This window comes from Ideonella azotifigens (genome assembly GCF_021043325.1).
In the GTDB taxonomy this organism is placed as follows: Bacteria; Pseudomonadota; Gammaproteobacteria; order Burkholderiales; family Burkholderiaceae_C; genus Ideonella; species Ideonella azotifigens.
Map to the genome: position 1 here is coordinate 133501 of NZ_JAJNKD010000005.1, position 24613 is coordinate 158113.

Genomic DNA, 24613 nt, shown 5'->3' on the forward strand with positions numbered 1-24613 from the left:
GACTCGCTCTGCCTTCAGCCGCCGCGCCTTGCGGCCCGCGCCACGAAGCGCGCCGGGTCTATCGCATCCAGCAGGCTGGACGACAGTGGCACCGGTGCGCCGGTGATCCACGCAGCCAGCACCTCGCCCAGCAGCGGCGACAAGGTGATGCCGCGCGAACCCAGCGCGGTCAGCAGGTAAAGCCCCGGCACCCGGGGCACCTGCCGGGGTTGCTCCAGCCGGCGATGGCCGACGAGCAGCTCGGCTGGCAGCGGCACCGGACCGGTCACAGGCATGCGGTCATCCGCAGTCAGCCGCCAACCCACGCGACCTCCCAGCGTCGGCGCCATCTGTTCGCGCATGGCCACTTCCGTGTCCGACGCTTCGCGGCCCAAAAGTCGGTCCAGCTGGGCCAGGTTCGCCAGATGATCCACCGCACGCGGTGAGGCGTCACGGTCTGCGTCGTCGCTCAGCTGGTTGGTGGCGCCGCACAGCAGGCCGTTCGGCCCGAGGTCCAGCAAATACGCACCGCTGGCCACCGGATGGGCTGGCGCTGCAAGGCCCAGTGCAGCAGCCTGCTGGCGGTCCAGCTGCGTGACCTGGCCGCGGCGGCGGTTCAAGGTCCAGCTCGTGTGATCGGTCCACGGCGCCAGCAGTGGCAGCGCATCTGCCGCGCCAGCCAGCACCACCACATCGGCCTCGGCCAGGCTCTGGCCTGGCATGTCCTGCGCGTGCCAACGGGCATCCTGCCGGCTGAGCCGGGCAACGGCCTGGCCGGTGCGCAGCGTCACGCCAGGCGTGGCCAGCCAGTGCCGCACCAGTGCGGCCGGGTCCACCCAGCCGCCGCCGGGATACCACCAACCCGGTCCCGGCAAGGCCAGCTGCGCCAGCGCGGACGCCTGCGCTGTCGACAGCGCCTGCACGTACGCGGCAGGCAGGCCCTGGTGCTCGGCCATGGCGAGCATCGCGGGCAGGTCTTGTTCGTCGCTGCCGGTGCGCAGCAGGCCGTCCGCCTGGCCAGGCAACTGGCCGCTGGCGACCAGCGGCGCCAGCACCTGGGTGGCACGCAGGGCCGCGGCACGCAGCAACTGCGCATGCGCGCCATCTTGCGGATGCAGCACACCGTGGAACAGCCCGGCTGCGTTGCCCGAGGTTTCGCTGGCGGGTGCGGGCTGGCGCTCCAGCACGGTCACCTGCAGGCCTTGACGTGCCAGCGCCGCTGCAGCCGAAGCACCGGCCAGGCCGGCGCCGATGACCAGCGCCTGGGCGGGCCGCGCGCTGCGCGGGGGCAGCGCGGCGCCGCGGCGGCCAGGCGGTGGTGCGAGCAGGCGCGCAGGCGCATCTGGCAGTGGGCGACGGCGCGCGCTCAGCATGTCGCGCTTGGTGCCGAAACCGGGGCGCCGTTCCGGCACGAAGCCGGCGGCGGACAGGCCGTCGCGAACCGGGCGAGCCCAGGTCCAGGTGGCGAGCGTGGTGTCGGCCGTGCCCAGGCGGCTGCACTGACGCCACAGCGCCGGCTCCCACATCGCGGGGTTGTTGGCGGGCGAAAAGCCGTCGAGGTAGAACGCATCGACCAGCGCCACCCATTCGGACATCCAGGTCGCCACGTCGCCCAGGGCCAGCAGCAGTTGCACCCGGCCTTGCTCGAAGCTCAGCGTGTGCATGTCCGGCGTGGCGGGTGGCCATTGGGCCAGCAGTTCGGCGGCCAGTGCGGGCTGCGGGCAGGCGGCGTGCGCCTGGGCCAGGTCTTCGCGCCGGGCCGGGTGTTTCTCGACCGAGAGGAAGACCAGCTGGTCGCAGCGCGCCGGATCTTCGCGCCACGCGGCCCAGGTGGCGAGGAAGTTGTTGCCCAGGCCGAAGCCGGTTTCGAGGATCACGAAGCGCGTGCGGCGCTGCCAGCGCGCCGGCAGGTCGTTGCCTGCCAGGAAGACATGGCGCGCCTGCTGCCAGGCGCCAAGGCGCGCATGGTAGGCGTCGCCGAAGTCGGGCGCGTAGGCCTGGCCCGGGTGTGCAGGGTCGTTGAAGACGATGTGCGCCTGCTGCAGTGGCTCGGTCTTCACGGCTCGGCGGCTTGCTTGTCGCAGAAGGCCAGCAGGCGGGCCTGGGCACTCGCCAGCCCGCGGTAGGCCAGCACGGCAGGGCTCATGGTCGCGATGGCAGCGCGCAGCAGCGCAGCTTTGCGGGGATCGGCCACCGCTTCGCAGAGCGGATGGGTCTGCACGTGGATGGTGAACACGGCTTGCTGCAAGTCGGGCAGTGGCAGGAAGGTCTGGCGTTCGGTGCGGAACCAGGCCATGGCGGCGAGTTGGTCTGCATCTGCGTGCTCGGGCCAGCCGGCGGGCGTCTCGCCTGCGGCCTGCGCTGCGACCAGGCGGCCGGGGTGCTGGTCCAGCAGGGCGTGCGGCGTGATGTTCCAGACGAAACGCTCCCAACGCTCCGGACCGCAGACCATGCGCAGCAGGTGCTCGCCGGCGGCCACCAGCACCCGGTTGTCAGCCACCGGCGCATGCACCTCGGCGAAGTGCCTGCCCAGCTTGTCGGCCGGCGCCCAGTGCGAAGGCAGGGCCACGGCCAGCCAGGGCAGGGCGGCGCAGCTGCCGTCGACGATGGCCAGGTCTTCTTCCAGTGCCAGTGCAAGCAGCCCGGCCAGGCGCCATTCAGCAGACAAGGCTTGCAGGCACGGGTGGACTTCAGGCGACGACGTGTCTGTCGGCGGCAGCAAATCCCCCTGGCCATTCACCGCCACACCCAGCCAGCGCGCCTGAAGTCCACCGTCTGGCAGCGCCGTGAACGCGTCCGGATGCTCCGCGGCGAGCTGCGCCACCACGGCTGCCAGCGCCGGGCCGGAATCGAAGCCCTCGATCTGCATCAATGCTGCCAACGGCGTGCTGCTCAGCACGCGCAGCTTGGCCGCCAGGTGATGCGTGCCGGAGCGGTTGGGGCTGAACTGCCGCGCGCCGGGCGCTAGGCGGCGCAGGCCGGGTTGCATGCGAAACGGGGCGGTGACGGCGTGATCGAAATCGAAGGCCATGGGCAACGGGTTGGACAAGAAAAAGCACCCGAGAAGGCGCCGGCATGATCGCGGGGATCCGGCTCGGCGGTTGGTGGCTCAGGTTTGCGGCGTTTTGTCAGTGCCTGCCTGCACCAGCTGTGCCAGACGCGCGATCTCCTGTTGCAGCAAGGGCTGGCGGCGTTGCAGGCTGAGCTCGCGCTGGCGGTTCTGGTTGTGCGCGCGGAACTTGTTTTCGGCGTAGTGGTACTTGATCTCCGGCTTGTTCTGGCCGATGCCGCCACGGCCGCGCGCGGCCTTGTGCTGGTATTCCTCCAGCGTCTTGCCGTAGTAGTGGTTCAGCTGGGCCACCGAAAATTCGATGCGCCGCGAACGCCCCGGCATCTCCATCGTCTCCATCGGCAGCCCGGAGGCATGCACCACCCGGCCTCGCGTGCGCCACAGGTGGATCTGCGCGGGCGGCAGCGCGGCCGCCACGCGCACAAAGCTTTTCACATGGTGCTGGACCGGGAAATCGTCGGCCGCGGCCATCTGGAAGCGTTCAGTCACCGGGCGGGGGTCGTAGATCGCGAGACCGTTGTCACCGAACAGCCGCCAGTTGACGACGACCACGCCTATGCCCAGGTCGGCATGGTGATCGGCAAGGAATTCAGCCACGGTTTCGTGCTGATGCAGCACCAGGAACTCATCGGCATCGATGAACAGCATCCAGTCGGTTTCGGACCGGGACAGCGCATCTGCATAGGCGGTGGTCTGCGGCGATTCAGTGGCACCCAGCGACCACAGGCGCCTTTCCAGCAGGCCGTGCTGCTGCAGCGGTGCGAGCAGCGCTGCGGTGTCGTCATCGCTGTCGTTGTCGTAGATGACGATCCGGTCAAAGCCCAGCAGCCGGTGATAGGCCACCCATTCGAGCAGGTAGCGCCCTTCGTTTTTCGCGATCAGGCACAGGGTGCAACTCGCGCGGTTCGCAGCGTTCATGGGTGACAGCGAGAAGGCTAGAAGCGGGGGCACCAAGACAAAGGGCACCCGAAGGTGCCCTGATGATGCCGTTGAATCCGAAAGAGGATCAGACGCGCTTGCGGTATTCGTGGGTGCGGGTGTCGATTTCGATCTTGTCGCCGTTTTCCACGAACAGCGGCACGGCGATCTCGAAACCGGTGCCGACGATCTTGGCCGGCTTCATGACCTTGCCCGAAGTGTCGCCCTTGACGGCCGGCTCGGTTTCGATCTCGCGCACCACGCTGGTGGGCATTTCGACCGAGATGGCCTTGCCGTCGTAGAACACCACTTCGACGGTCATGCCGTCTTCCAGGTACGAGATCGCGTCGCCCATGTTCTCGGCTTCGACTTCGAACTGGTTGTACTCGTCGTCCATGAAGACGTACATCGGCTCGGCGAAGTAGGAGTAGGTGCAGTCCTTCTTGTCGAGGACGATCTGGTCCATCTTGTCGTCGGCCTTGAAGACGGTTTCAGCGCCGAAGCCGCTGAGCAGGCTCTTCATCTTGATGCGCACGGTGGCAGCACCGCGGCCACCGCGGCTGTATTCAGTCTTGAGCACGACCATCGGGTCCTTGCCCTGCATGATGACGTTGCCGGCGCGGATTTCCTGAGCGAGTTTCATGGTGATATTCCAGTAAGGGCGGCGCCACGCTGCACAGGGCACCCAAATGCATCGGGTGCGCGCCATGCCTGCAAAGCCGGGGTGCTGAAGCGTCTGAAGCTTGCCAGCCATTCCCGATCCACAGGGCATCGCAGGGCCTGCGGCGCCGCGTGAGAGTTAGGGTTGTCGGAAATCCAGGCCGCCGGGCTGATTTCCGCAAAGCCTTGAATTTTAACGCTTTCCGGCGACGAAATCGAGCAGCTGCTCGACAAGAGGGGGCTGGCCGAACAAATGTGCACGCCAATGCAGCACTCCTGCCTGCCAGTCCGGCAGTGTTGGGAGTGCAGGAAAAGGCCCTGCCGGCGCCAGACCGTTCCAGGCCCACATGGCCTGCCGCACCTGGGTGGCCAGCGCTTCGGGCGCTGCAGCCAGATGCTGGTCCAGGAAGGCGGCCAGCTTGCCGGCATGCACGCCGTCGTCCTGCGGGTAGATCTGCCACAGGAAGGGCCGGCCGGCCCATTGGGCGCGCACGAAGGAATCTTCGCCGCGCACCAGGTTCAGGTCGCCGGCCCACAGCAGCCGGTCGTATTCGGGCTGGCTGAGCCAGGGCAGGGGCTGCCAGCGCAGGTTGGCCGGCAGCACCAGGCCATCGCAGCCTTCGGTCGCGGGGCCGGGCGCCGTCAGCAGCAGCGTGGGCTGTTCGGCCAGGCGGGTGAGCAAGGGCTGCAGTTGCGGGTTCTCGTAGCAGAACAGGCTGACCAGGCGCTCATCCGGTCGCGGCGCAATGCCGTGTGCGGCCAGCCAGGTTGCGGCGTCGAATCGTGCCTGCTCGGCGTCCAGGCCGGGTTCACGCAGCAGCCCACCGGTCGCCGCGGTGAAGCCCGGGTAGAAAAACCATTTGTCCAGCCACAGGTCATCAGCCAGGCGCTGCGGTGAGCGCAGCCGGTGCGAGCGCTCGACATAGGCTTCGGCGCTGAGGTATTCGAGGTTGATCCAGACGGGCGCCCGGCCAGCGGCCGCGGCCTGGGCGATGCGGTCTTTCAAGGCAGGCGGCGGGTCGCAGCCGAAGGCTTCGACGACGACATCGCCCGGCGAGCCGTCGAACAGTGCCGGCAGGTGCTCACCCGTCGGCCAGGGCAGGACCTGCAAGCCGGGCGGCGGACCGTCGGGTGCCATCCAGCGCAGTGCGCGTTCGTCGTCCAGCCACAGCCGCACGTGGTGGCCGCGGGCGACCAGGTCGCGCGCCAGCCGCCAGCACACCCCCAGGTCGCCATGGTTGTCGATCACGCGGCAGAGCAGGTCCCAATCCCATCGCGGCATGCGGCGCATTATCGGCAGGGCCTGCCAGGTCCACCACGCAGTGAACGGCACAATGCGCAGCCTAGCCTTCGCCACCCATGACGTCCCAGGATTCCGACCCTTCCGTTCCAGGCGCAGCCGATCTGCCACCAGTCGCGCTGCCAGCGCCGCCATCTCCCGTCGATGCAGCGGAGCAGCGCGCCCGCTTGCTGCTCGAAGTGGCGGCGCTGCCTGGCTTGCCCGGCGTGTACCGCTATTTCGACGCCCACGGCGGCGTGCTGTATGTGGGCAAGGCACGCGACCTGAAGCGCCGCGTGTCCTCGTATTTCCAGAAGGACCATGGCGGCACACGCATCGGGCTGATGGTCTCGCGCATCGTGCGCATGGAGACCACGGTGGTGCGCAGCGAGGCCGAGGCGCTGCTGCTGGAAAACAACCTGATCAAGGCGTTGAACCCGAAGTTCAACATCCTGTTCCGGGACGACAAGAGCTACCCGTACCTGAAGATCACCGGTGCCCGAGGGCCGGACAGCGGGCTGGTGCCGCAGGCGCAGCGCTTCCCGCGTGTCGCGTATTACCGCGGCGCGGTGGACCGCAAACACCGCTATTTCGGCCCTTATCCCAGTGCCTGGGCGGTCAAGGAGACCATCCAGCTGATCCAGAAGGTCTTCCGGCTGCGCACCTGCGAAGACACGGTCTTCAACAACCGCTCGCGGCCCTGCCTGCTGTACCAGATCCGGCGCTGCTCCGGGCCTTGCGTGGGCCTGGTTTCGAACGAGGACTATGCCCGCGACGTGCGCGACGCCGAGCGTTTCCTGCTGGGCGAGCAGCAGCAGGTGGTGGACGAACTGCAGTCGCAGATGATGGCTCACGCCGAGATGCTGGAATTCGAACGCGCGGCCGAGTTGCGCAACCGCATTGCCGCGCTGGCCAAGGTGCAGCACCAGCAGTCGGTCGACGAAAGCAGCCTGTCCAGCACCGGCAAGGACGTGGACATCCTGGCCGTCAAGGTGGCCGGCGGCCGGGCCTGCGTGAACCTGGCCATGGTGCGCGGCGGCCGGCACCTGGGCGACCGTGCGTTTTTCCCGACGCATGTGGAAGAGGCCATCGCGCTGGCGGCCGACGAGGCCACGGCGGAAGTCGTCGAGGCGGCGGCGGACGATACCGAGGCAGGTAGCGCGCCGGTGGAGCCGTTGGAATTGCTGACGGCCGAGCAGCAGGTGCTGCAGGCCTTCATGGCGCAGCACTACCTGGGCACTGCGCCGCCGCCGCTGCTGGTGCTCAGCCACCCGGTGCAGCGCACGCTGCTGCAGGCGCTGAGCACGCAGGCGGGCATCAAGCTCAATGCGCTGCACCAGCCGCGCGAGCAGCGCCGCATCTGGCTGGACATGGCGATCAAGGGCGGCGAACTGGCGCTGGCGCGGTTGTTGGCCGAAGAGGGCTCGCAGCGCGAACGCACGCGGGCGTTGGTCGACGCGCTGGACCTGGCGGTCGACAACCTGGAGCTGTTCCGGGTCGAGTGTTTCGACATCAGCCACACGGCCGGCGAGGCCACGCAGGCCTCCTGCGTGGTCTACGAGGACCACAAGATGCAGAACAGCCTTTACCGACGCTTCAACATCGAAGGCATCACCGGCGGCGACGACTACGCCGCAATGCGCCAGGTGCTGACGCGCCGCTACGAGAAGCTGGCCGCGCTGGTGGCCGAAGGCCCGCTGCCGCCGGACGCCAAGACGCGGCTGCCGGACCTGGTGCTGGTGGACGGTGGCCGCGGCCAGGTGGCGATGGCACGCGAGGTCTTCCAGTCGCTGGGGCTGGACCTGTCGCTGATCGCTGGCGTGGAAAAAGGCGAGGGCCGCAAGGTTGGGCTGGAAGAGCTGGTGTTTGCCGACGGGCGCGAGAAGCTGACGCTGGCGCCGGACTCGGCTGCGCTGATGCTGGTGGCGCAGATCCGCGACGAGGCGCACCGCTTCGCCATCACCGGCATGCGGGCCAAGCGTGCCAGCGTTCGGACCGGCGGCAGCAAGCTGGAAGACATTCCAGGCGTGGGGCCGAAAAAGCGTGCGAAGCTGCTGCAGCGCTTTGGCGGGGTGCGCGGCGTGGCCCAGGCCGGCGTCGACGATCTGGTCACGGTCGAAGGCATTTCGAGGGATTTGGCGGAGGAGATCTACCGTGCATTGCATTGAGCCGCAAGACGACGACGAGATGCCTGGCGACACGGCCGATGTTGCCGATCCCGGGGCCTGGCGCATCAGTCCCGGCGCGTGGCGCGGCGGCTGGGCCACCACCATCAGCGTCACGATGATGGCCGGCCTGGTCACCAGCTTGCCAGGCGTGCTGACCGGTTGCACCACGCTACTGCCCGCCCCTGTGCCCAGCACCGAGGCAGCCGAGGCCACCAGGAGCGGCAAGGCGGTGGACGCGCCGGTGGCGGGCAACGCTTCGCCCTCCGTGCCGCTGCCGCCAGCCCGGAACTGGGACGAATACCGCGAGCGGGCCGCGCGCAGGCTGGTCGAAGCCAACCCGGAGCGCATCTACCACGGGGCGGTGCCCGAACCCTTGCTGGCCATTCCGGTGTTGGAGATCGAGTTGAAGGCCGATGGCCAGGTGGTCCACATCAATGTCCTGCGCCAGCCCAGCCAGGCCAGGGACACGGTGAAGATCGCGATGGATGCGGTGTACAAGGCAGCACCCTATGGCGACGTGCACAAGCTGCCCAAGCCATGGAAGTTCACCGAAGTCTTCCTGTTCAACGAAGACCGCCAGTTCAAGCCGCGCACGCTGGATCAGTGACATCCCGAGATTGAGGTGTGTCGCCCGCGGCAGGCACCAAATGCAGGCAGAATCGACAGATGTTTTTCACGATACCGACGTTGTTGACATGGGCCCGCATCGTGGCCATTCCGCTGATCGTCGGTGTGTTCTACCTGCCGTGGGAGGCGCCCACGCGCAACCTGCTGGCCACGGTGATGTTCATCGTGTGCGCGCTGACCGACTGGCTGGACGGCTACCTGGCGCGCAGGCTGAACCAGAGTTCGTCGTTTGGCGCCTTCCTGGATCCAGTGGCCGACAAGTTCCTGGTCTGCGCGGCCTTGCTGGTGCTGGTCGAACTCGGCCGCGTGCATGCGCTGATCGCACTGGTCATCATCGGCCGCGAGATCGCCATTTCTGCCTTGCGCGAGTGGATGGCGCAGATTGGCGCTTCGCGCAGCGTCGCGGTGCACATGCTGGGCAAGCTGAAGACGACGGTGCAGATGATCGCCATCCCGTTCCTGCTCTATGACGGCGAACTCTTCGGCCTGCTGCCCACGCGCATCTGGGGCACGGTGCTGATCCTGGTGGCCTGTGTGCTGACGATCTGGTCCATGGTGTACTACCTGCAGAAGGCATTGCCGGAGATCCGGGCCAAGGCCCGTTGAGCCTGCAGGGCGCCAGCGTTGGCGCTCTTTCCGCATGCGCCTCACGCCCTCTCCCGCACCTTCTGCGAACACTCGCCTGATTGCGGCGATGCCCTGGGTCTTCGTGCTGATCTGGAGCACCGGCTTCATCGTCGCGCGCTTTGGCATGCCGCACTCGCCGCCGCTGAGCTTCCTGGCCTGGCGCTACGCCTTGTCGGTGCTGGCCTTTGGCATCTGGGTCAGCGTTTCGGGTGCCAACTGGCCGCAGGGGCGGGCGCAGTGGGGTCACCTGGCGGTGACCGGCTTGCTGATGCAGGCGGGCTACCTCGGCGGCGTCTGGTCGGCCGTCAAGCTGGGCATGGGCGCTGGCACGATTGCGCTGCTGGTCGGCCTGCAGCCGGTGTTGACGGCGCTGTGGCTGGCCTCGCGCAGCGCTGCGGGGCCGGCGCGAAGCCCAGGTGCTGCGCGCAGGCAATGGCTGGGCCTGGGCTTGGGGCTGCTGGGGCTGTTCCTGGTGGTACGCCACAAGCTGGGCGCCGGTGAACTGCACGCGGCCAACCTGGCGCTCGCGCTGCTGGCGCTGGCCGGCATCACCGTGGGCACCTTGTATCAAAAAGCCCATGTGGCGGCTTGCGACGTGCGCAGCGCGGGACTGGTGCAGATGGGCGCTGCTTTCCTCGTCACCTTGCCGCTGGCGCTGCTGGAGCCCGAGGTCATGGACTGGGGCTGGCCGTTGGTGGCGTCCATGGCCTGGTCGGTTGGCGTGCTGACGCTGGGCGGCAGTTCCTTGCTCTACCTGCTGATACAGCGCGGTGCGGCGACGCAGGTCACCAGCCTGATGTACCTGGTGCCGCCTTGCACGGCCTTGATGGCCGCGCTGCTGTTTGGCGAGCCGCTGAGTGCCGACATGCTGGCCGGCATGGTGCTGACGGCGCTGGGCGTGGCGCTGGTCGTGCGGCAGCCCTGAAGGCTTGACGAAGGCCGGCTGGCATCGTCCTCTGGAGAACGGGTGTTTACGCATAGAATCCGCATCCGCGCTTGACACCGCCACGGGTGGACGCTGTAATGATTTTTTGCCCGGACAGCGGTTTTTCCCCAAGGCTTTTTCTCTCTCGTCTCGCCCCTTTCTTCTCTGGTCTGCATGGCCTGCAGCAACCGGGTCTGGTCAGGTTCTGGCCTGTCTTGGCAGCGGAAGCACTGGTGACAGGAGCAGCGCAAGCACGGCGCCTGCAGCCCAGCCGCTGAGCCGGTGGGGCAGCATGAAACCGATTGTTGTCCGGCGTCGTTGCTGCACCATTGAGAGAGGGGGTACTTTCGTGAACAAGTCTGAAATGATCGAGCACATCGCCCTGCAGGCCGACATCTCCAAGGCAGCCGCCACGCGCGCGCTGGAGGCGATGATCGGTGGGGTGAAGACCACCTTGAAAAAAGGTGGCAGCGTGTCGATCGTTGGGTTTGGCACCTTCGCGGTGACAAAGCGCGCTGCCCGCACCGGCCGCAATCCGCGTACGAGTGAGCCAATCAAGATCAAGGCGGCCAAGGTGCCGAAGTTCCGTCCAGGCAAGGGCCTGAAAGACGCGTTGAACTGAAGAATTTGTTGAAGCTGCGGGTGCTTAGCTCAGTTGGTAGAGCGGCGCCTTTACACGGCGTAGGTCGGGGGTTCGAGCCCCTCAGCACCCACCACCGCAGCGCCCCGCCGGGCATTGATTAGAATCCCGCGCGACGTGCGCAGCCAGGAACAAAAGGCGAACTCAACGGTTCGCCTTTGTTGTTTCCGGCGAGCGCCGTATTCCACCAAGGCACAAGTCACATGTTCGATTTCGTCCGTTCGCACAACCGCCTGCTGCAAGGCCTGCTGGTGTTGCTGATTTTTCCGTCCTTCGTCTTCTTCGGATTGCAGGGCTACTCCAGCTTCACCAGCGACGCCGCCGCCACGGTGGCCAAGGTGGACGGCCGTGCCATCAAGCAGAGCGAGCTCGATGCCGCGCACCGCCAGCAGATCGAGCAGATGCGCGAGCGCATGCCCAACATCGACGTGAAGTTGTTCGACACGCCCGAGATGAAGCGCCAGACGCTGGACGAGTTGGTGCGCGAGCGCGTCATGGAGACGGCAGTCGCCAAGCAGAACCTGGGGGTTTCCGACCTGCGGCTGCAGCAGCTGTTCGTGGCAGACCCGCAGTTCGCGATGCTGCGCAAGCCCGACGGTTCCCTGAACAAGGAATTCCTCGCGGCGCAAGGCATGACCGCGACCCAGTTCCAGGAACGTGTGCGCCAGCAATATGCGATGCGCCAGGTGTTGGCCGGCGTGAACGAGTCTGCCGTTACCGGCAAGGCCTTGCTGAGCGCCAATGTGAACGCCTTGCTGGACCAGCGCGAGGTGCAGCTGCAGCGCTTCGAGGCCGGCGCCTACATGGACAAGGTCAAACCCACCGATGCCGAGATCGAGGCCTTCTACAAGGCGCATGGCAGCCAGTTCCATTCGCCGGAGGTCGCCAAGATCGAGTATGTGGTGCTGGACCTGGCGCAACTGCAGAAGCAGGTCCAGGTCAGCGAGGAAGACCTGAAGACCTACTATGAGCAGAACAAGGCCTTGCGCTACACCGCACCGGAAGAGCGCCGCGCCAGCCACATCCTGATCGCGGCTGCCAAGGATGCGCCGGCCGCCGAGCGCGCCAAGGCCAAGGAAAAAGCCGAGGGCCTGCTGGCTGAGCTGAGCAAGCAGCCTGAGCGTTTTGCCGAACTGGCCAAGAAGAACTCGGCCGACCCCGGCTCTGCAGAGAAGGGCGGCGACCTGGATTTCTTCGGCCGTGGCGCGATGACCAAGCCGTTTGAAGATGCCGCCTTCGCGATGAAGAAGGACGAGCTGAGCAAGGTGGTCGAGTCCGACTACGGCTTTCACATCATCAAGCTGACCGATGTGCGCGGTGGGCAGGTCAAGCCTTTCGACAGCGTGCGCGCCGAGATCGTGGACGAGGTGAGCAAGCAGGCGGCGCAGAAGAACTATGCGGCCGCAGCCGAAGAGTTCTCCAACACCGTCGAAGACCAGAGCGACTCGCTGCAGCCTGTCGTCGACAAGCTCAAGCTGACCAAGCTCAACGCCTCGGTCCGGCGCCAGCCGGTGCCGAATGCCGCTGGCCCGCTGGCCTCGGCCAAGCTGCTGGATGCGGTGTTCGGCAACGAAGTGCTGAAGAACAAGCGCAACACCCAGGCGATTGAAACCGGCCCCAGCCAGATGGTCGCGGCCCGCGTCACCGAATACCAGCCCGAGCACCTGCGCCCCTTGGCGGAGGTGCATGACGACGTGCTGAAGCAGGTGCAGGCCGAGCAGGCCGCCGCGGCGGCCCGCAAGGAGGGCGAAGCCCGCGTGGCTGCGCTGAAGCAGAACCCGGCCGAGGCCTTGCCGCAAGCCGTGACCGTCTCGCGCGCCAAGGACCAGGGCCTGCCGCGCCAGGTGGTGGACGCAGCGCTGGCGGCTGACCTGAGCAAGGCACCTGCCGTTGTGGGCGTGGACCTGGGCGCCCAGGGTTTCGCGGTGCTGAAGGTGCTCAAGAGCTTGCCGCGCATTGCAGGCGACGCCGATGTCGCCAGCGCCCAGCCCGCCGTGGCCCGGGCCCTGGCCAGCGCCGAGACGGCGGCCTACTACGAGGCACTGAAGCGCCGCTACAAGGTCGACATCAAGCTCAAGGCCCCGGAGCCCGCGGCTTCCGCCGCCGAGGCAAATTAATTCGCCGCTGGCCTCTGCCAAGGGGCTAGATTGATGGCTATAATCATAGGCTTCCGGTGGTGGCTATAGCTCAGTTGGTAGAGTCCCAGATTGTGATTCTGGTTGTCGTGGGTTCGAGTCCCATTAGCCACCCCACCCAATGAGAAACGGCGACAAGATTCAGTTCTTGTCGCCGTTTTGCTTTGTGGCTTTGCATCCCCGCGAGGGCGGGTGCCCCAAAACGCAGGCCAGCGCCGGGCCGCTCCCAAGCGGCCTGCGTAACCCGCTCGGCGGGTGGCTTCGCGTACCCGCGAAGCCGGGTGTCCCAACTAATCGGGTCGGACGAGTTGTGGGATGTCTACGCTGCACAACGTGCCCACCGGGTCGCGCTCCTGCCAGCGCACGGTGCCGTTCAACAGCTTCACGCGCTTGCGAATGCCGCCCAGGCCCAGGCCGTGGGACCATTTGGCCGGTTCGCGGCCCACGCCGTCATCGGCCAGCTCGAAGCTGAAGCGGCCGTTGTGCAGCCGGCACTCGATGCGCACGTGCGAGGCCTTGGAGTGCGAGATCACGTTGCTGACCAGTTCGCGCAGGATGCGGGTCAGCGAGGACCACTGGATCATGCTCAGCGTCACTTCCTGGTCGAAGTGGGCATGCCATTCCAGTTCGCAGCGCACGGCTTCCAGCCGGGTCGTGATGTCGGTCTTCCACTCGGCAGCGGCCAGTGCCAGCGGGTGGTGCTTGGCGGCAAGGCCGCGGGTCAGGGTCTTCAAGTCCTGCAGCGTGTGCCGCACGTACTCTTCCATTTCCTTGCTCTGCGACTTGTACATCAGCGTCAGCAGGCGGGCGCCAATGTCGTCGTGCAGGTCTTGCGCGATGCGGGTGCGCTCTTCGCTGCGGCCGCGCTCGACCGCACGGTCGTGTGCCAGCGCGCGCATCAGCTGTTCCAGCACGCGGTCGGCCAGGCGCGCGTCTTCCTGCGTGAACAGGCGCTTGCCGCGCTCGGCAAAGCGCAGCGAGACCATGCCATCCACTGTCGGGTTGTCGGTCAGGTTGGGCAGCGGCACCTGCAGCACGGCGCCGTTGCCGGCAATCCGGCTTTGCTGTGCGCGGCCGGCACTGCGGTGGGTTTCCAGTGGTTCGAAGACATTGCGCAGCAGCTCGATCATGCGGTCTGCCGCGCGCTCTGGCCGCGCCTCCACCTCGCGCGCAATGCGGTACAGGTGCTGGAACATGCGCTCGGTGGTCAAGGCGCGCGCGCCCATCATCTGGCTTACCAGCCACTGGCGGATGGCCGCGTACGCGCCCAGCGCGAGGAACAGCGACAGCGTCAGCGAGGTGAACTGGCTGAACGAGAAGACTGCGACAAACAGCAGGTCCACCGAGGTGGCAATGGTGCTGATGCCGGCCAGCATCGCGAACTCACGCATCACGTTCTGCGAGCGCGAGATGAAGGGCACCAGCAGCACCACCGAGGCGAAGAACACGCCCCAGATCACCGGCCCGACCGAAGCCACCGGCTGCACTTCCGGTGGCAGGTGCGGGCGCATCGAGACGGCCAGCGTCAGCAGCGCCAGCGTGGCCACGGTGACCACGCAGAAGCGGCGCATGACCACCGCAAATGGATGCGGCTCGTTGCGGTGGGACCAGCTCAGCAGCGCGATGCACACCAGCCCGTCGCTCAGCAGCAGCGATTGGCCCCACCACCAGTCGTGCGTCAGCGTGCCGGACAGCGAGGGCAGGGCGTAGGCCAGCGTGGCGGCCCAGGCGGCCGCGGCGATCAGCCAGCGGCCTTTCAGCCGGGCCGGATGCAGGGACGCGGCATGCACGATGGCGGCGCCAGTGACGGCCTCCAGCACCGCGTGCACACTGGATTCACGCAGCACCATCAGCGACGGCAGCGCCAGCGCCGGCACCGAGGCGACGGCAGCCAGCAGCAGCTGCGCGGCCTGCGCATGCGCCATCACCGCGTACAGCAGGTTGCGCAACTGCGGTTGCACCAGCGGCACGATCCAGCCGACCAGGAACAGCACCATCGCAAAAGCGCTCATCAGCCAGAACATCGCGCCCAGGCTGCCGTAGCCACGTGGGCGTGGCTTGAGTTCGACCTGTGCGCCATCACGAAAGCGCAGCGTGACCTGGCCCGCTTCCAGCGATTGCGCCGTGGCCAGCCGCACCTTCACCAGGTCGCGCCGCACGGCGTCATCGGTGATCCAGCGGGCCGAATGCGAGATGGTCAGCACGCCGAACGGCAGCACTTCCCCGTCCGGCGATACCACTGCGTCCAGTTCGCGGCCGACAAAGGGCTTGAGCGAGAGCAGCGGCGTGTCGGCGAGCTCCAGGTGGCCGCTGGCCGTCGTGCGCCACTCGGCAGCGATGTGCGGGTTGTTGGCCATCGCGCGTGCCAGCATGAAGACCGTCAGGCAGCCGATCACGGCAGCCAGCAGCAGCGCCTGTCGCCGCCACGCGATGCGCTGGGTCCGGCCCGGGCCACCGTTGTCAGCCGGCGGTCGCTCAAGCTCCAGCGGGGGCAGGACCGAGGAGGGACCCAGCGAGTCGGACCAGTTCGTCGTGTTCATCGCGGTGGGGCCGGCGTTGCCTTGCGGTGCCAGCACCACGGCGGCCAGGCCGTACAAGGGTCAGAGGGTGGGCAACCCCAGATGGGGCGGCAGGAAGGGCGAGGCGGGGCTGCCGGCTCGCCGCTGCGTCATACCAGGCCTTGCTTGCTCGCCAGCACGGCGGCTTCTGCGCGGCTGGAGACGTTCAGCTTGCGGTAGATCGACTTGATGTGGTCGTTCACCGTGAACCACTTGATGCCCATCAGGTTCGCGATCTCTTTGATCGTGAAGCCCTTGCTCAGGTAGGTCAGGACCTCGATCTCGCGCGGCGTGAGGTGTGGCATTTCCACCGGTCGCTCGATCGGCACCGGCGGCTTGCTGCTGGCAGCCGGCGCGTTGACTGGCGGGTTCATCGGCGTGGTCAGCGGCGCGGGGGCCTGCGGGTCCACTGGCGTGCCGCTGAAGCGGAAGTGGGTCAGCAGCCGGCGGGCAATCGCCGGCGACAGCGGTGGCTGGCCCAGCACGATCTTGCGCAACTCTTCGACCAGCACCTCGAAGCGGTCTTCCTTCAGCAGGTAGCCGTCGGCCCCGCACTGCAGCGCCGGGAAGAGATGCTCGTCGTCGGAATACAGCGTGGTGACGACCTTGGTCGCCGGGTAGTTGGTGAGCTCGGCCAGCAGCTCCAGGCCATTGCCGTCGGGCAACTCGAGGTCCACCAGCATCAGCTTGAACGGATCGGCTCCGTGCAGGCCTTGCGGACCGGTCAGCGCGATCTGCGCGCGCGCGGTTTCCAGATCGCCGGCCTCGGTGATCGAGATCGGATCGCTGAAGCTTTCCCGCAGCACACGCGACAGGAAGTCGCGTGCCACCGGGTTGTCTTCGAGGATCAACACCTTGACTGACATGAACGAATCTCCCTGATGACTCCAAATACCACTGCGCATGCTAGCAGGCGCAGTGGTGGCACTTGCCCTCGATTGTGGGGGCTGCAAGCGGAGACCAGGGCGGAACAATGCCGCGGTCGGGGCGTCAATCCAGCGTCATCACCAGCTTGCCACGCACTTCGCGGCCGGCCATGCGGCGGTAGGCCCGCGGCAGTTCGGAGATCGGCAGCAACTCGTCGATCACCGGCTTGACCTTGCCTTCGGCATACCACTGGCTCAGCTCGGCCAGCGCACGCGCGCTGTTGCCGGGTTCGCGCTTGACGAAGTCGCCCCAGAACACGCCGACCACCGAGGCACCCTTGAGCAGCGGCAGGTTGAACGGCAGCGCCGGAATGCCGCCGGCGGCAAAGCCGATCACCAGGTAGCGGCCGCGCCAGGCAATGGAGCGAAAGGCCTGCTCGGCCAGGTCGCCGCCAATCGGGTCGTAGACCAGGTCCGGGCCCTTGCCGCCGGTCAGCGCGGCCAGCGCATCGCGCAGCTTCTCGCGGCCGTAGTTGATGGTGGCGTCGGCGCCCAGTGCTCGGCATGTTTCGCACTTCTCGTCGGTGGACGCGGCGGCGATCACGCGCGCACCAGCGGCCTTGGCGATCTGGATGGCTGCCGTGCCCACGCCGCCCGCAGCGCCCAGCACCAGCACAGTTTCGCCGGCCTGCAGCGCGCCGCGGTCGATCAGCGCGTGGTGCGAGGTGCCGTAGGTGAATGCAAAGGCCGCCGCGTCTTCCAGCTTGAAGCCGGGCGGCAGCGGCAGCACCTGGGCAGCCTTCACGCACGCGTGGGTGCCGAAGCCGCCAGTGCCGGCAATCGCCGCGACCGGCATGCCGGGCTGCAAGTGGCTGACACCGGGGCCGACCTTGTCCACGATGCCAGCGTATTCGGCGCCCGGCACAAAGGGCAGCGGCGGCTTGAACTGGTACTTGCCCTGGGTGATCAGGATGTCCGGGAAGTTCAGGCTGGCGGCCTTCACCGCGATGCGCACCTCGCCTTCGCCGGGCTCGGGCGTGGGGGTTTCCTTCCAGACCAGGGCCTCGGGACCGTCGGTGGTTTCGCAAAGCCAGGCATGCATGTCGTGTCTCCAGTGGATGAATGTGATGGCTCGGGCAGGTCTGCGGACCGCCTGCCGTGCAATCCTCGAACGATCATAGTCAGCAGGGTGCGACCCCAGCGTCTCGCAGGTGACGCGCTGCCTACAATGCGCCGCATGCGAATCCTGATTGCCAATGACGATGGTTACCTCGCGCCCGGCCTCGCCGCGCTGGCCGAAGCCTGCCGTGGGCTCGGCGAGATCGACGTGATCGCGCCCGAGCAGAATGCCAGTGGCACTTCCAACGCATTGAGCCTGAACCGGCCGCTGTCTGTCTACGAGGCGGTGGGCACGCAGCAGGCGGGTTTTCGCTATGTCAATGGCACGCCGTCGGACAGCGTGCACGTCGCGCTGACAGGGCTGCTGCCGCACCGGCCCGACCTGGTCGTTTCCGGCATCAACCAGGGTGCCAACATGGGCGACGACACGCTGTACTCCGGCACCGTTGCGGCGGCGATGGAGGGCTACCTGTTCGGCGTGCCGGCCATTGCGTTTTCGCAGGCCGAGAAGGGCTGGACCCACCTCGACGCCGCAGCCCGCGTGGCGCGCGCGGTGATCGAGTCGGTGCTGCCGCTGATCAAGCCAGGCGAGCCGCTGGCCGTGCCGTGGCTGCTGAACGTCAACATCCCGAACCGGCCCGACGCCGATCAGCTGCCCTGGGTCACGACCCGCCTGGGCCGGCGCCATGCCAGCTCGCCGGTGATCCACCAGACCAATCCGCGCGGCGAGCCGATCTACTGGATAGGCCCGGCCGGCGATGCGCGCGAAGCCGGCCCCGGCACCGATTTCCACGCGGTGGCCAACGGCCAGGTCTCGATCACGCCGCTGCAGGTCGACCTGACCGACCATGCCGCGCTGCCCGGCTGGCAGGCGCAGCTGAGCCGGATCGGCCGGCTGTGAACAAGCCGAAGGATCCGACCGACCGACCGAGCGCCAGATTTCCTGCGTCCTTGCACCAGGCCAAGCCTGCCGCCGCCAAAGCCAGGCCCGAACTGCTGCGGCCACAGCGCCTGCTGCACGAAGCGGCCCGTGATGCGCGCTTGCTCAGCACCCCTTCCGGCCTGGGGCTGGACAACCCGGCGGTGCGCGAACGCATGGTGCAGCGGCTGCGTGGCGAGGGCGTGCGCAGCGAGCCGGTGCTGCAAGCCATGCTTCGCGTGCCCCGGCACCGCTTTGTCGATTCGGCGCTGGCGGCGCAGGCTTATGAAGACACCAGCCTGCCCATCGGCCTGGGGCAAACCATCTCCAAACCTTCGGTGGTTGCGCGCATGCTGGAGTGGCTGTTCCTGGGCGAGTCGGCGCGCGGGCATGGTCACCTCGGGCGCGTGCTGGAGATCGGCACCGGTTGCGGCTACCAGACCGCGCTGCTGGCCGAAGTGGCGCAGCAGGTGGTGTCGATCGAACGCCTGCGCGCGCTGCATGACGTGGCGGTGCGCCAACTGGCCGGCTTGCAGACGCCGCGCTGCGAGTTGCTGTACGGCGACGGCATGCTGGGTCATCCGCTGCGGGCGCCCTACGACAGCATTGTCGCGGCGGCCGGTGGCGAGGACCTGCCGCAGGCCTGGCTGCAGCAGCTGGCGGTGGGGGGCAGGTTGATCGCACCGGCGCGCGCGGCCGATGGCCGCGGGCAGGTGCTGGTGGTGGTGGATCGGACCCCTCAAGGCTTTCGCCGGACCTTGGGCGAGGCGGTCCAGTTCGTCCCCTTAAAATCCGGCATCAGTTGACTCAGGGAAAAGAATCGCCATGACCATGTTCCGTGGCTGCCGTTGGTCCACGTGGCTTGCATTGGTGGCCGTCACCACGCTTGCGGCGTGCACCACCACCAAGAATCAGGCGCCGGTCGAAGATCGTGGTGCGGGTCGGGGCTCCGCTGCCTACAGCGCCAGTGCCGCCGCAGATCCGTCCAAGAGCGGCAGCGTCGTGCCGCCGGCCGAGGCCAAGCCCGGTACCTACATCGTGAAGCCTGGCGACACGCTGATGCGCATCGCGCTGGAAACCGGCCAGGCCTGGCGTGACCTGGCGCGCTGGAACAGCATGGACAACCCGAACGTGATCGAGGTGGGCCAGGTGCTGCGCGTTGTGCCACCAGGCCAGGAGCCCGGTGCTGCCGCGACCAAGCCGGTGGCGGCCGCCAAGGTCGAGACCCGGCCGCTGGACGGCAAGCCGGCTTCGGCGCCTGCCTCGGGTGCGGCATCCGGCGCCATCGTGCCTGCCTCGGGTGCGGGCATGGCCACGCCGCCGACCGCCAGCGGTTCGGCGGCCGCGGCTGCAGCCGCCGCTGGCGACGACGACGTGCAGTGGGCCTGGCCCGCAGCCGGCAGTGTGATCACCGGTTTTGACGACACCAAGAGCAAGGGCCTGGCGATTGGCGGCAAGGCGGGCGACCCGGTGCTGGCCGCGGCCGATGGCCGCGTGGTCTACGCCGGCTCCGGCCTGCGCGGCTATGGCAACCTGATCATCGTCAAGCACAACGCGACCTACCTGACCGCCTACGCGCACAACCAGACGCTGCTGGTCAAGGAAGACCAGGCGGTGCGCAAGGGCCAGAAGATTGCCGAGATGGGCAACTCTGATGCGGACCGGGTGCAACTGCACTTCGAGATCCGCCGCCAGGGCAAACCGATCGATCCTGCCAAATTATTGCCTCCAAGATGAGTTGAGCCTGGCGGCGACAAAGTGCCGCCTCGTCATGACCCACAGCCGCCTCAGGGCGGCTGTCCTCTTTCTCCGCCCGGATAATGCCGCCCCATGACACAGAAGGATGAATGGCTGAAGGTCGAGTCGCTCGACATGGAAGCCCAGGGCGTGGCCCGCAACAGCGAAGGCAAGGTGGTGTTCATCGACGGCGCCTTGCCGGGTGAGGAAGTGCTGGTCGAGGTGGGCCGGCGCAAGAACCAGTGGGAGCAGGCGACCATGGTTGCGATGCGCCGCGAGAGCGCGCAGCGCGTGCGCCCGGGCTGCCCGCACTTCGGCCTGCATGCGGGCGCCTGCGGCGGCTGCAAGATGCAGCACCTTCATGCTTCGAGCCAGGTCGCGATCAAGCAGCGTGTGCTGGAAGACAACCTCGCGCACCTCGGCAAGGTCAAGGCCGAGCGCCTGCTGCGGCCGATCGAAGGCCCTGCCTGGGGTTACCGCTTCCGGGCTCGGCTGTCGGTGCGCTACGTGGCAAAGAAAGGCACCGTGCTGGTCGGCTTCCATGAGCGCAAGTCCCGCTACGTGGCCGACATGAAGCAGTGCGAGGTGCTGCCGCGCCATGTCAGCAACATGCTGATGCCCCTGCGCGAGCTGATTGCCAGCATGCAGCAGCGCGACAGGCTGCCGCAGATCGAGCTGGCGATTGGCGACGGCATTACCGCGCTGGTGCTGCGCCACCTGGAGCCGCTTTCTACTGGCGACGCGCAAAAGCTGCGCGACTTCGCGACCGTGCACCAGGTGCAATGGTGGCTGCAGCCCAAGGGGCCCGACACGGTGCACCTGCTGGACGATGGCGGGCCGGTACTGGGCTACCGGTTGCCGGAATTCGGCGTGCACATGCCGTTCAAGCCGACCGATTTCACCCAGGTCAACCACGAGATCAACACCGTGCTGGTCGGCCGCGCGCTGCGGCTGCTGCAAGCCGGCAAAGGCGAACGCGTGATCGACTGGTTCTGCGGCCTGGGCAACTTCACGCTGCCCATTGCGACGATGGCGCGCGAGGTGCTGGGCGTGGAGGGCAGCGAGACGCTGGTGGAGCGCTCACGCCAGAACGCCAAGCACAACGGCTTGAGCGAGCGCACAAGCTTCGAAGCGCGCAACCTGTTCGAGATCACGCCCGATGACCTGGTCGCCTTCGGCTCGGCCGACAAGTGGCTGGTGGACCCGCCGCGCGAAGGTGCGTTTGCGCTGATCAAGGCGCTGGCCGACCTGCGCCAGAACCCGCGCGACGGCTGGACCGGGCCCGAGCGCATCGTCTATGTCAGTTGCAACCCGGCGACGCTGGCGCGCGACGCCGGCCTGCTGGTGCATGTGGCGGGCTACCGCTGCGTGTCGGCCGGCGCGGTGAACATGTTCCCGCATACGGCGCACGTGGAAAGCATGGCGGTGTTCGAGCGAGGCGAGGTACCGCCGCCCAGGGAGCTGCCCCAGGTTGAGGTATCTGAATCGCTTTCAGAAATGGAATGAAAAAGGGCGCCGAAGCGCCCTTTTTTCAGGCAGCAGCCCGTCTCAATCGCGGTCGCCGCCAAAGATGCCAAGAATCGCCAGCAGGCTCTGGAACACGTTGTAGATGTCCAGATAGAGCTCCAGCGTGGCGCTGATGTAGTTGGTCTGGCCGCCGTCGATCACGCGCTTGATGTCGTAGACCATGAAGGCCGAGAACAGGCCGATGCACAGCACCGACATCGTCAGCATCGCGGCGCTGGACTGCACGAAGAAGTTGATCAGGCCGGCGACCAGGATCACCAGCGCGCCGATGTACAGGAACTTGCCCATGCCCGACAGGTCGCGCTTGATCACCGTGGCAAGCGAGGCCATGCCGAAGAACACCAGTGCGGTGCCGCCGAAGGCGGTCATGATCAGCGAAGTGCCGTTCGAGAAGCCGAGGATCACAGACAGCAGGCGCGACAGCATCAGGCCCATGAAGAAGGTGAAGGCCAGCAGCACGGCCACGCCGACGCCCGATTCCTTGGTCTTCTCGATTGCGAACATGAAGCCGAAGGCGCCAACCATGAAGACAATCAGGCTCACCCCGGGCGTCATCATCGAGGCGATGCCGGTGGCCACGCCGATCCACGCACCCAGCACCGTCGGCAGCATAGAGAGCGCCAGCAGCCAGTAGGTGTTGCGTAGCACGCGCTGGCGCTGGGTGGCCAGCCCGTCGGCGCCGATGCTCGCGCCGTTGTAGGTTTGCAGGCTTTCGTTCATGAGGACCCTCCAAGGGGAAACAGAAAACAGCGGGCTGCAGCTTCTTGCCGCATGCCCCAGGCTAGGACGTTTTGCGACCCATTCTAGTTCCGTGGCCCAGGCCGCGGGCCGAAACGGGGCATGCGCCAGGCTGGCCTGCGAATCCCCCTAGATTGAACGGCGTAAAGGCAAACGTTACCAATTGATGAAGACAAATCGGCCACCTAGACTGGTCTTTCACTACTTCCTTCCCTATTCGGAGTTGTTTGAATGTCAGCTAGTTTTACCCTGTCGATCAGGGCGCTCATCGGCGCTTCCCTGATGGCGGTCGCGGTGGGCGCATCGGCCCAAGGCGACCTCGACACCTCGGCTTCTCAAGCCCCGATGGACGGCATGCGCGTCAGCATCGATCCGGTGACCAAGCAGCTGCGGCCGGTCACGGCCGCTGAAAGCAAGGCCCTGGACCAAGCCTCCGTGAGCGTGCAGCGCTCGGTGGCCAAGCCGCAGGCGATTGCCTCGCGCACCGTGGGCGCCAAGGGCCTGCGCCTGGGCGAAGAGCACCTGTCGTACTCGCGTGCCGCTGTCGGCGCCGATGGCAAGCTGGTGATGGACTGCGTGGAAGGCGATGAGGCTGCCTCGCTGCAAGCTCGCCCGGTTGCACAGAGCCTGAAGTCGTCGGAGGCGGAAAGTGAATAAGTTGTTCAAGCAAACCCTGCTGGCCCTGGCCGCGACCGTTGCCACGGTCGGCGCATCTGCCGCCACCATCAAGATCATCAACGCTGACCCGGCCGGTGTCGGCTTCAACGACACCACGCCGGCAACGCCGGTGGGTGGCAACGAAGGCACGACGATCGGCGAGCAGCGCATGAACGTCTACAAGAAGGTGGCCAAGACCTGGGGCAAGGTTCTGCCCGAGGGCCCGGCGATCAAGATCCAGGCGACCTGGGAAGCGCTGAGTTGCACCTCGACCTCGGCCGTGCTGGGTTCGGCTGGTGCTGTCAGCGTCTGGCGTGATTTCCCGAATGCGCCGGCGGCGGGCACCTGGTATTCCGCCGCGCTGGCCAACACCCTGGCGGGCAGCGACCTGGACGAAGGCACCGAGCCGGAAATCATCTCGCGCTTCAACGTCAACCTGGGCGCGGCCAACTGCCTGGCTGGCCAGAGTTTCTACCTGGGGCTGGACGGCAACGCGCCAACCGGCCAGATCGACTTCGCCGTCGTGCTGACCCACGAAGTGGGCCACGGCCTGGGCTTCCAGGCGCTGACCAGCGGTTCCACCGGTGCCCGCATTGCGGACGAGACCGGCGTCGCCTTCCCCTCGCAGTGGGAACGGATGATGTTCGACAACACCGCCGGCAAGACCTGGTTCGACATGACGGACGCCGAGCGCGCAAAGTCCGCCATCAACCCGCGTGGCCTGGTGTGGACCGGTGCCAACGTCACGACCGACATGCCCTCCGTCCTGAGCAAGGGCACGCCCATCCTGACCGTCAAGTCGGACAAGTTCCCTGCCATCGCGGGCGCCTACCAGGTCGGCCCGGCTTCGTTCGGCCCAGCCCTGAGCTCGTCGGCCATCAAGGGCACTATTGCCCGCGTGATCGACCAGGCCGACGGCGTGACGGGCCTGGCCTGCAATCCGCTGAGCGCCGAGAACGCCGCGCTGGTCGCCGGCAACGTGGCCCTGGTGGACCGCGGAACCTGCTCGTTCACCATCAAGGTGAAGAATGCGCAGGACGCTGGCGCGTTGGCCGTGATCGTGGCCGACAACACGGCAGGCGGCCCGCCGGCTGGCCTGGGCGGTGCAGATGCCACGGTGACCATTCCGTCGGTGCGCATCACGCTGGACGACGGCATCAAGCTGAAGACCGTGCTGACGCCCACCGACCCGGCCAAGCACGCCGTGCGCGCCGTGCTGGGCGTGGACAAGGCCTTCTACGCGGGTGCTGACGCCGCTGGCCGGGTGATGCTTTACACGCCGAACCCGTACCAGTCGGGCTCGTCGGTCTCGCACTGGGACACGCTGGCCACGCGCAACCTGCTGATGGAACCGGCCATCAACGCCGACCTGCCGACCTTCAAGGTCTCGGCACCGAAGGACCTGACGCTGGAACTGCTGAAGGACATCGGCTGGTAAGCCATGGCGCCGAGGTTGGGCCGTCA

At 67.1% G+C, this 24613-nt stretch carries 21 protein-coding genes and 2 tRNA genes; 14 read left to right on the forward strand and 9 right to left on the reverse strand.

The window, feature by feature from the left end; genetic code table 11:
• Positions 1–14 precede the first annotated feature (14 nt).
• From mnmC to earP, 5 genes are all read right to left on the reverse strand, one after another.
• Positions 15–2039, reverse strand: coding sequence for a bifunctional tRNA (5-methylaminomethyl-2-thiouridine)(34)-methyltransferase MnmC2/FAD-dependent 5-carboxymethylaminomethyl-2-thiouridine(34) oxidoreductase MnmC1 (gene mnmC / locus LRH25_RS13245; RefSeq protein ID WP_231011350.1), 2025 nt, complete (start codon positions 2037–2039; stop codon positions 15–17).
• Positions 2036–3010, reverse strand: coding sequence for a heme-dependent oxidative N-demethylase subunit alpha family protein (locus LRH25_RS13250; RefSeq protein ID WP_141288114.1), 975 nt, complete (start codon positions 3008–3010; stop codon positions 2036–2038). Before LRH25_RS13250 ends, mnmC begins: the two co-directional genes overlap by 4 nt.
• A gap of 78 nt (positions 3011–3088) precedes the next feature.
• Complete coding sequence (locus LRH25_RS13255) at positions 3089–3967, reverse strand: glycosyltransferase family 2 protein (RefSeq protein WP_141288115.1); 879 nt, start codon at positions 3965–3967, stop codon at positions 3089–3091.
• A gap of 88 nt (positions 3968–4055) precedes the next feature.
• Positions 4056–4610, reverse strand: a complete 555-nt coding sequence (gene efp / locus LRH25_RS13260; protein ID WP_141288116.1) for an elongation factor P — start codon at positions 4608–4610, stop codon at positions 4056–4058.
• A gap of 210 nt (positions 4611–4820) precedes the next feature.
• The gene (gene earP, locus LRH25_RS13265; RefSeq protein ID WP_141288117.1) at positions 4821–5909 is read right to left on the reverse strand and encodes an elongation factor P maturation arginine rhamnosyltransferase EarP; all 1089 of its coding nucleotides are present in this window, start codon (positions 5907–5909) and stop codon (positions 4821–4823) included.
• A gap of 77 nt (positions 5910–5986) precedes the next feature.
• Between earP and uvrC the strand changes: the two genes are divergently transcribed.
• The 8 genes from uvrC (at position 5987) to LRH25_RS13305 (ending at position 13145) form a co-directional block, all read left to right on the forward strand.
• Complete coding sequence (uvrC, locus tag LRH25_RS13270; protein ID WP_141288118.1) at positions 5987–8074, forward strand: excinuclease ABC subunit UvrC; 2088 nt, start codon at positions 5987–5989, stop codon at positions 8072–8074.
• A complete protein-coding gene (locus LRH25_RS13275) occupies positions 8061–8681 on the forward strand; it encodes a hypothetical protein (protein ID WP_231011351.1) in 621 nt (206 codons plus the stop codon). Before uvrC ends, LRH25_RS13275 begins: the two co-directional genes overlap by 14 nt.
• A 59-nt stretch (positions 8682–8740) precedes the next feature.
• Entirely contained in the window at positions 8741–9307 is a 567-nt protein-coding gene (gene pgsA / locus LRH25_RS13280; protein WP_141288119.1) for a CDP-diacylglycerol--glycerol-3-phosphate 3-phosphatidyltransferase, read from the forward strand.
• An 88-nt stretch (positions 9308–9395) separates the two neighbouring features.
• Positions 9396–10253, forward strand: coding sequence for a DMT family transporter (locus LRH25_RS13285; protein WP_231011352.1), 858 nt, complete (start codon positions 9396–9398; stop codon positions 10251–10253).
• A 349-nt stretch (positions 10254–10602) separates the two neighbouring features.
• A complete protein-coding gene (locus tag LRH25_RS13290; RefSeq protein WP_141287698.1) occupies positions 10603–10875 on the forward strand; it encodes an HU family DNA-binding protein in 273 nt (90 codons plus the stop codon).
• A gap of 18 nt (positions 10876–10893) precedes the next feature.
• Positions 10894–10969: transfer RNA gene (locus tag LRH25_RS13295), tRNA-Val, on the forward strand.
• A 127-nt stretch (positions 10970–11096) separates the two neighbouring features.
• Positions 11097–13010, forward strand: coding sequence for a SurA N-terminal domain-containing protein (locus tag LRH25_RS13300; protein ID WP_141287695.1), 1914 nt, complete (start codon positions 11097–11099; stop codon positions 13008–13010).
• A 59-nt stretch (positions 13011–13069) separates the two neighbouring features.
• Positions 13070–13145, forward strand: a tRNA-His gene (locus LRH25_RS13305).
• A 173-nt stretch (positions 13146–13318) separates the two neighbouring features.
• Here the strand turns inward: LRH25_RS13305 and LRH25_RS13310 are convergent.
• The 3 genes from LRH25_RS13310 to LRH25_RS13320 form a co-directional block, all read right to left on the reverse strand.
• Positions 13319–15625 carry a sensor histidine kinase gene (locus tag LRH25_RS13310; protein ID WP_141287694.1) on the reverse strand — a complete coding sequence of 769 codons (2307 nt, stop codon included), beginning with the start codon at positions 15623–15625 and terminating at the stop codon, positions 13319–13321.
• Positions 15626–15696: 71 nt separating this feature from the next.
• A complete protein-coding gene (locus LRH25_RS13315) occupies positions 15697–16452 on the reverse strand; it encodes a LuxR C-terminal-related transcriptional regulator (protein ID WP_141287693.1) in 756 nt (251 codons plus the stop codon).
• A gap of 124 nt (positions 16453–16576) precedes the next feature.
• Positions 16577–17554, reverse strand: a complete 978-nt coding sequence (locus LRH25_RS13320; protein ID WP_141287692.1) for an NADPH:quinone oxidoreductase family protein — start codon at positions 17552–17554, stop codon at positions 16577–16579.
• Between the two features lie 135 nt (positions 17555–17689).
• Between LRH25_RS13320 and surE the strand changes: the two genes are divergently transcribed.
• The 4 genes from surE to rlmD all read left to right on the forward strand — a co-directional run bounded on the left by surE (position 17690) and on the right by rlmD (position 21733).
• Positions 17690–18472, forward strand: coding sequence for a 5'/3'-nucleotidase SurE (gene surE / locus LRH25_RS13325; RefSeq protein ID WP_141287691.1), 783 nt, complete (start codon positions 17690–17692; stop codon positions 18470–18472).
• Positions 18469–19296 (forward strand): protein-L-isoaspartate(D-aspartate) O-methyltransferase, encoded by an 828-nt coding sequence (locus LRH25_RS13330; RefSeq protein WP_375140576.1) that lies wholly within the window; start codon positions 18469–18471, stop codon positions 19294–19296. The genes surE and LRH25_RS13330 overlap by 4 nt, the downstream gene beginning before the upstream one ends.
• A gap of 25 nt (positions 19297–19321) precedes the next feature.
• On the forward strand, positions 19322–20227 hold the full coding sequence (locus LRH25_RS13335) for a peptidoglycan DD-metalloendopeptidase family protein (RefSeq protein ID WP_375142170.1): 906 nt from the start codon (positions 19322–19324) through the stop codon (positions 20225–20227).
• A 93-nt stretch (positions 20228–20320) separates the two neighbouring features.
• On the forward strand, positions 20321–21733 hold the full coding sequence (gene rlmD / locus LRH25_RS13340) for a 23S rRNA (uracil(1939)-C(5))-methyltransferase RlmD (protein ID WP_141284832.1): 1413 nt from the start codon (positions 20321–20323) through the stop codon (positions 21731–21733).
• A gap of 42 nt (positions 21734–21775) precedes the next feature.
• Here rlmD and LRH25_RS13345 read toward each other — a convergent pair whose 3' ends face one another.
• Positions 21776–22474, reverse strand: a complete 699-nt coding sequence (locus tag LRH25_RS13345; RefSeq protein WP_141284830.1) for a Bax inhibitor-1/YccA family protein — start codon at positions 22472–22474, stop codon at positions 21776–21778.
• A gap of 249 nt (positions 22475–22723) precedes the next feature.
• Here LRH25_RS13345 and LRH25_RS13350 point away from each other — a divergent pair, with 249 nt between their 5' ends.
• Complete coding sequence (locus LRH25_RS13350; protein WP_141284828.1) at positions 22724–23149, forward strand: post-PEP-CTERM-1 domain-containing protein; 426 nt, start codon at positions 22724–22726, stop codon at positions 23147–23149.
• Positions 23142–24587, forward strand: a complete 1446-nt coding sequence (locus LRH25_RS13355) for a PA domain-containing protein (RefSeq protein ID WP_231011354.1) — start codon at positions 23142–23144, stop codon at positions 24585–24587. Before LRH25_RS13350 ends, LRH25_RS13355 begins: the two co-directional genes overlap by 8 nt.
• Positions 24588–24613 lie beyond the last annotated feature (26 nt).

Coding starts and splice junctions, on each gene's coding strand:
- surE (WP_141287691.1), top strand. CDS start 17,690: ATGCGAATCCTGATTGCCAATGACGATGGTTACCTCGCGCCCGGCCTC.
- LRH25_RS13345 (WP_141284830.1), bottom strand. CDS start 22,474: ATGAACGAAAGCCTGCAAACCTACAACGGCGCGAGCATCGGCGCCGAC.
- LRH25_RS13300 (WP_141287695.1), top strand. CDS start 11,097: ATGTTCGATTTCGTCCGTTCGCACAACCGCCTGCTGCAAGGCCTGCTG.
- LRH25_RS13315 (WP_141287693.1), bottom strand. CDS start 16,452: ATGTCAGTCAAGGTGTTGATCCTCGAAGACAACCCGGTGGCACGCGAC.
- LRH25_RS13350 (WP_141284828.1), top strand. CDS start 22,724: ATGTCAGCTAGTTTTACCCTGTCGATCAGGGCGCTCATCGGCGCTTCC.
- LRH25_RS13320 (WP_141287692.1), bottom strand. CDS start 17,554: ATGCATGCCTGGCTTTGCGAAACCACCGACGGTCCCGAGGCCCTGGTC.
- LRH25_RS13255 (WP_141288115.1), bottom strand. CDS start 3,967: ATGAACGCTGCGAACCGCGCGAGTTGCACCCTGTGCCTGATCGCGAAA.
- LRH25_RS13285 (WP_231011352.1), top strand. CDS start 9,396: ATGCCCTGGGTCTTCGTGCTGATCTGGAGCACCGGCTTCATCGTCGCG.
- LRH25_RS13250 (WP_141288114.1), bottom strand. CDS start 3,010: ATGGCCTTCGATTTCGATCACGCCGTCACCGCCCCGTTTCGCATGCAA.
- efp (WP_141288116.1), bottom strand. CDS start 4,610: ATGAAACTCGCTCAGGAAATCCGCGCCGGCAACGTCATCATGCAGGGC.
- LRH25_RS13335 (WP_375142170.1), top strand. CDS start 19,322: ATGTTCCGTGGCTGCCGTTGGTCCACGTGGCTTGCATTGGTGGCCGTC.
- earP (WP_141288117.1), bottom strand. CDS start 5,909: ATGCCGCGATGGGATTGGGACCTGCTCTGCCGCGTGATCGACAACCAT.
- uvrC (WP_141288118.1), top strand. CDS start 5,987: ATGACGTCCCAGGATTCCGACCCTTCCGTTCCAGGCGCAGCCGATCTG.
- rlmD (WP_141284832.1), top strand. CDS start 20,321: ATGACACAGAAGGATGAATGGCTGAAGGTCGAGTCGCTCGACATGGAA.
- pgsA (WP_141288119.1), top strand. CDS start 8,741: ATGTTTTTCACGATACCGACGTTGTTGACATGGGCCCGCATCGTGGCC.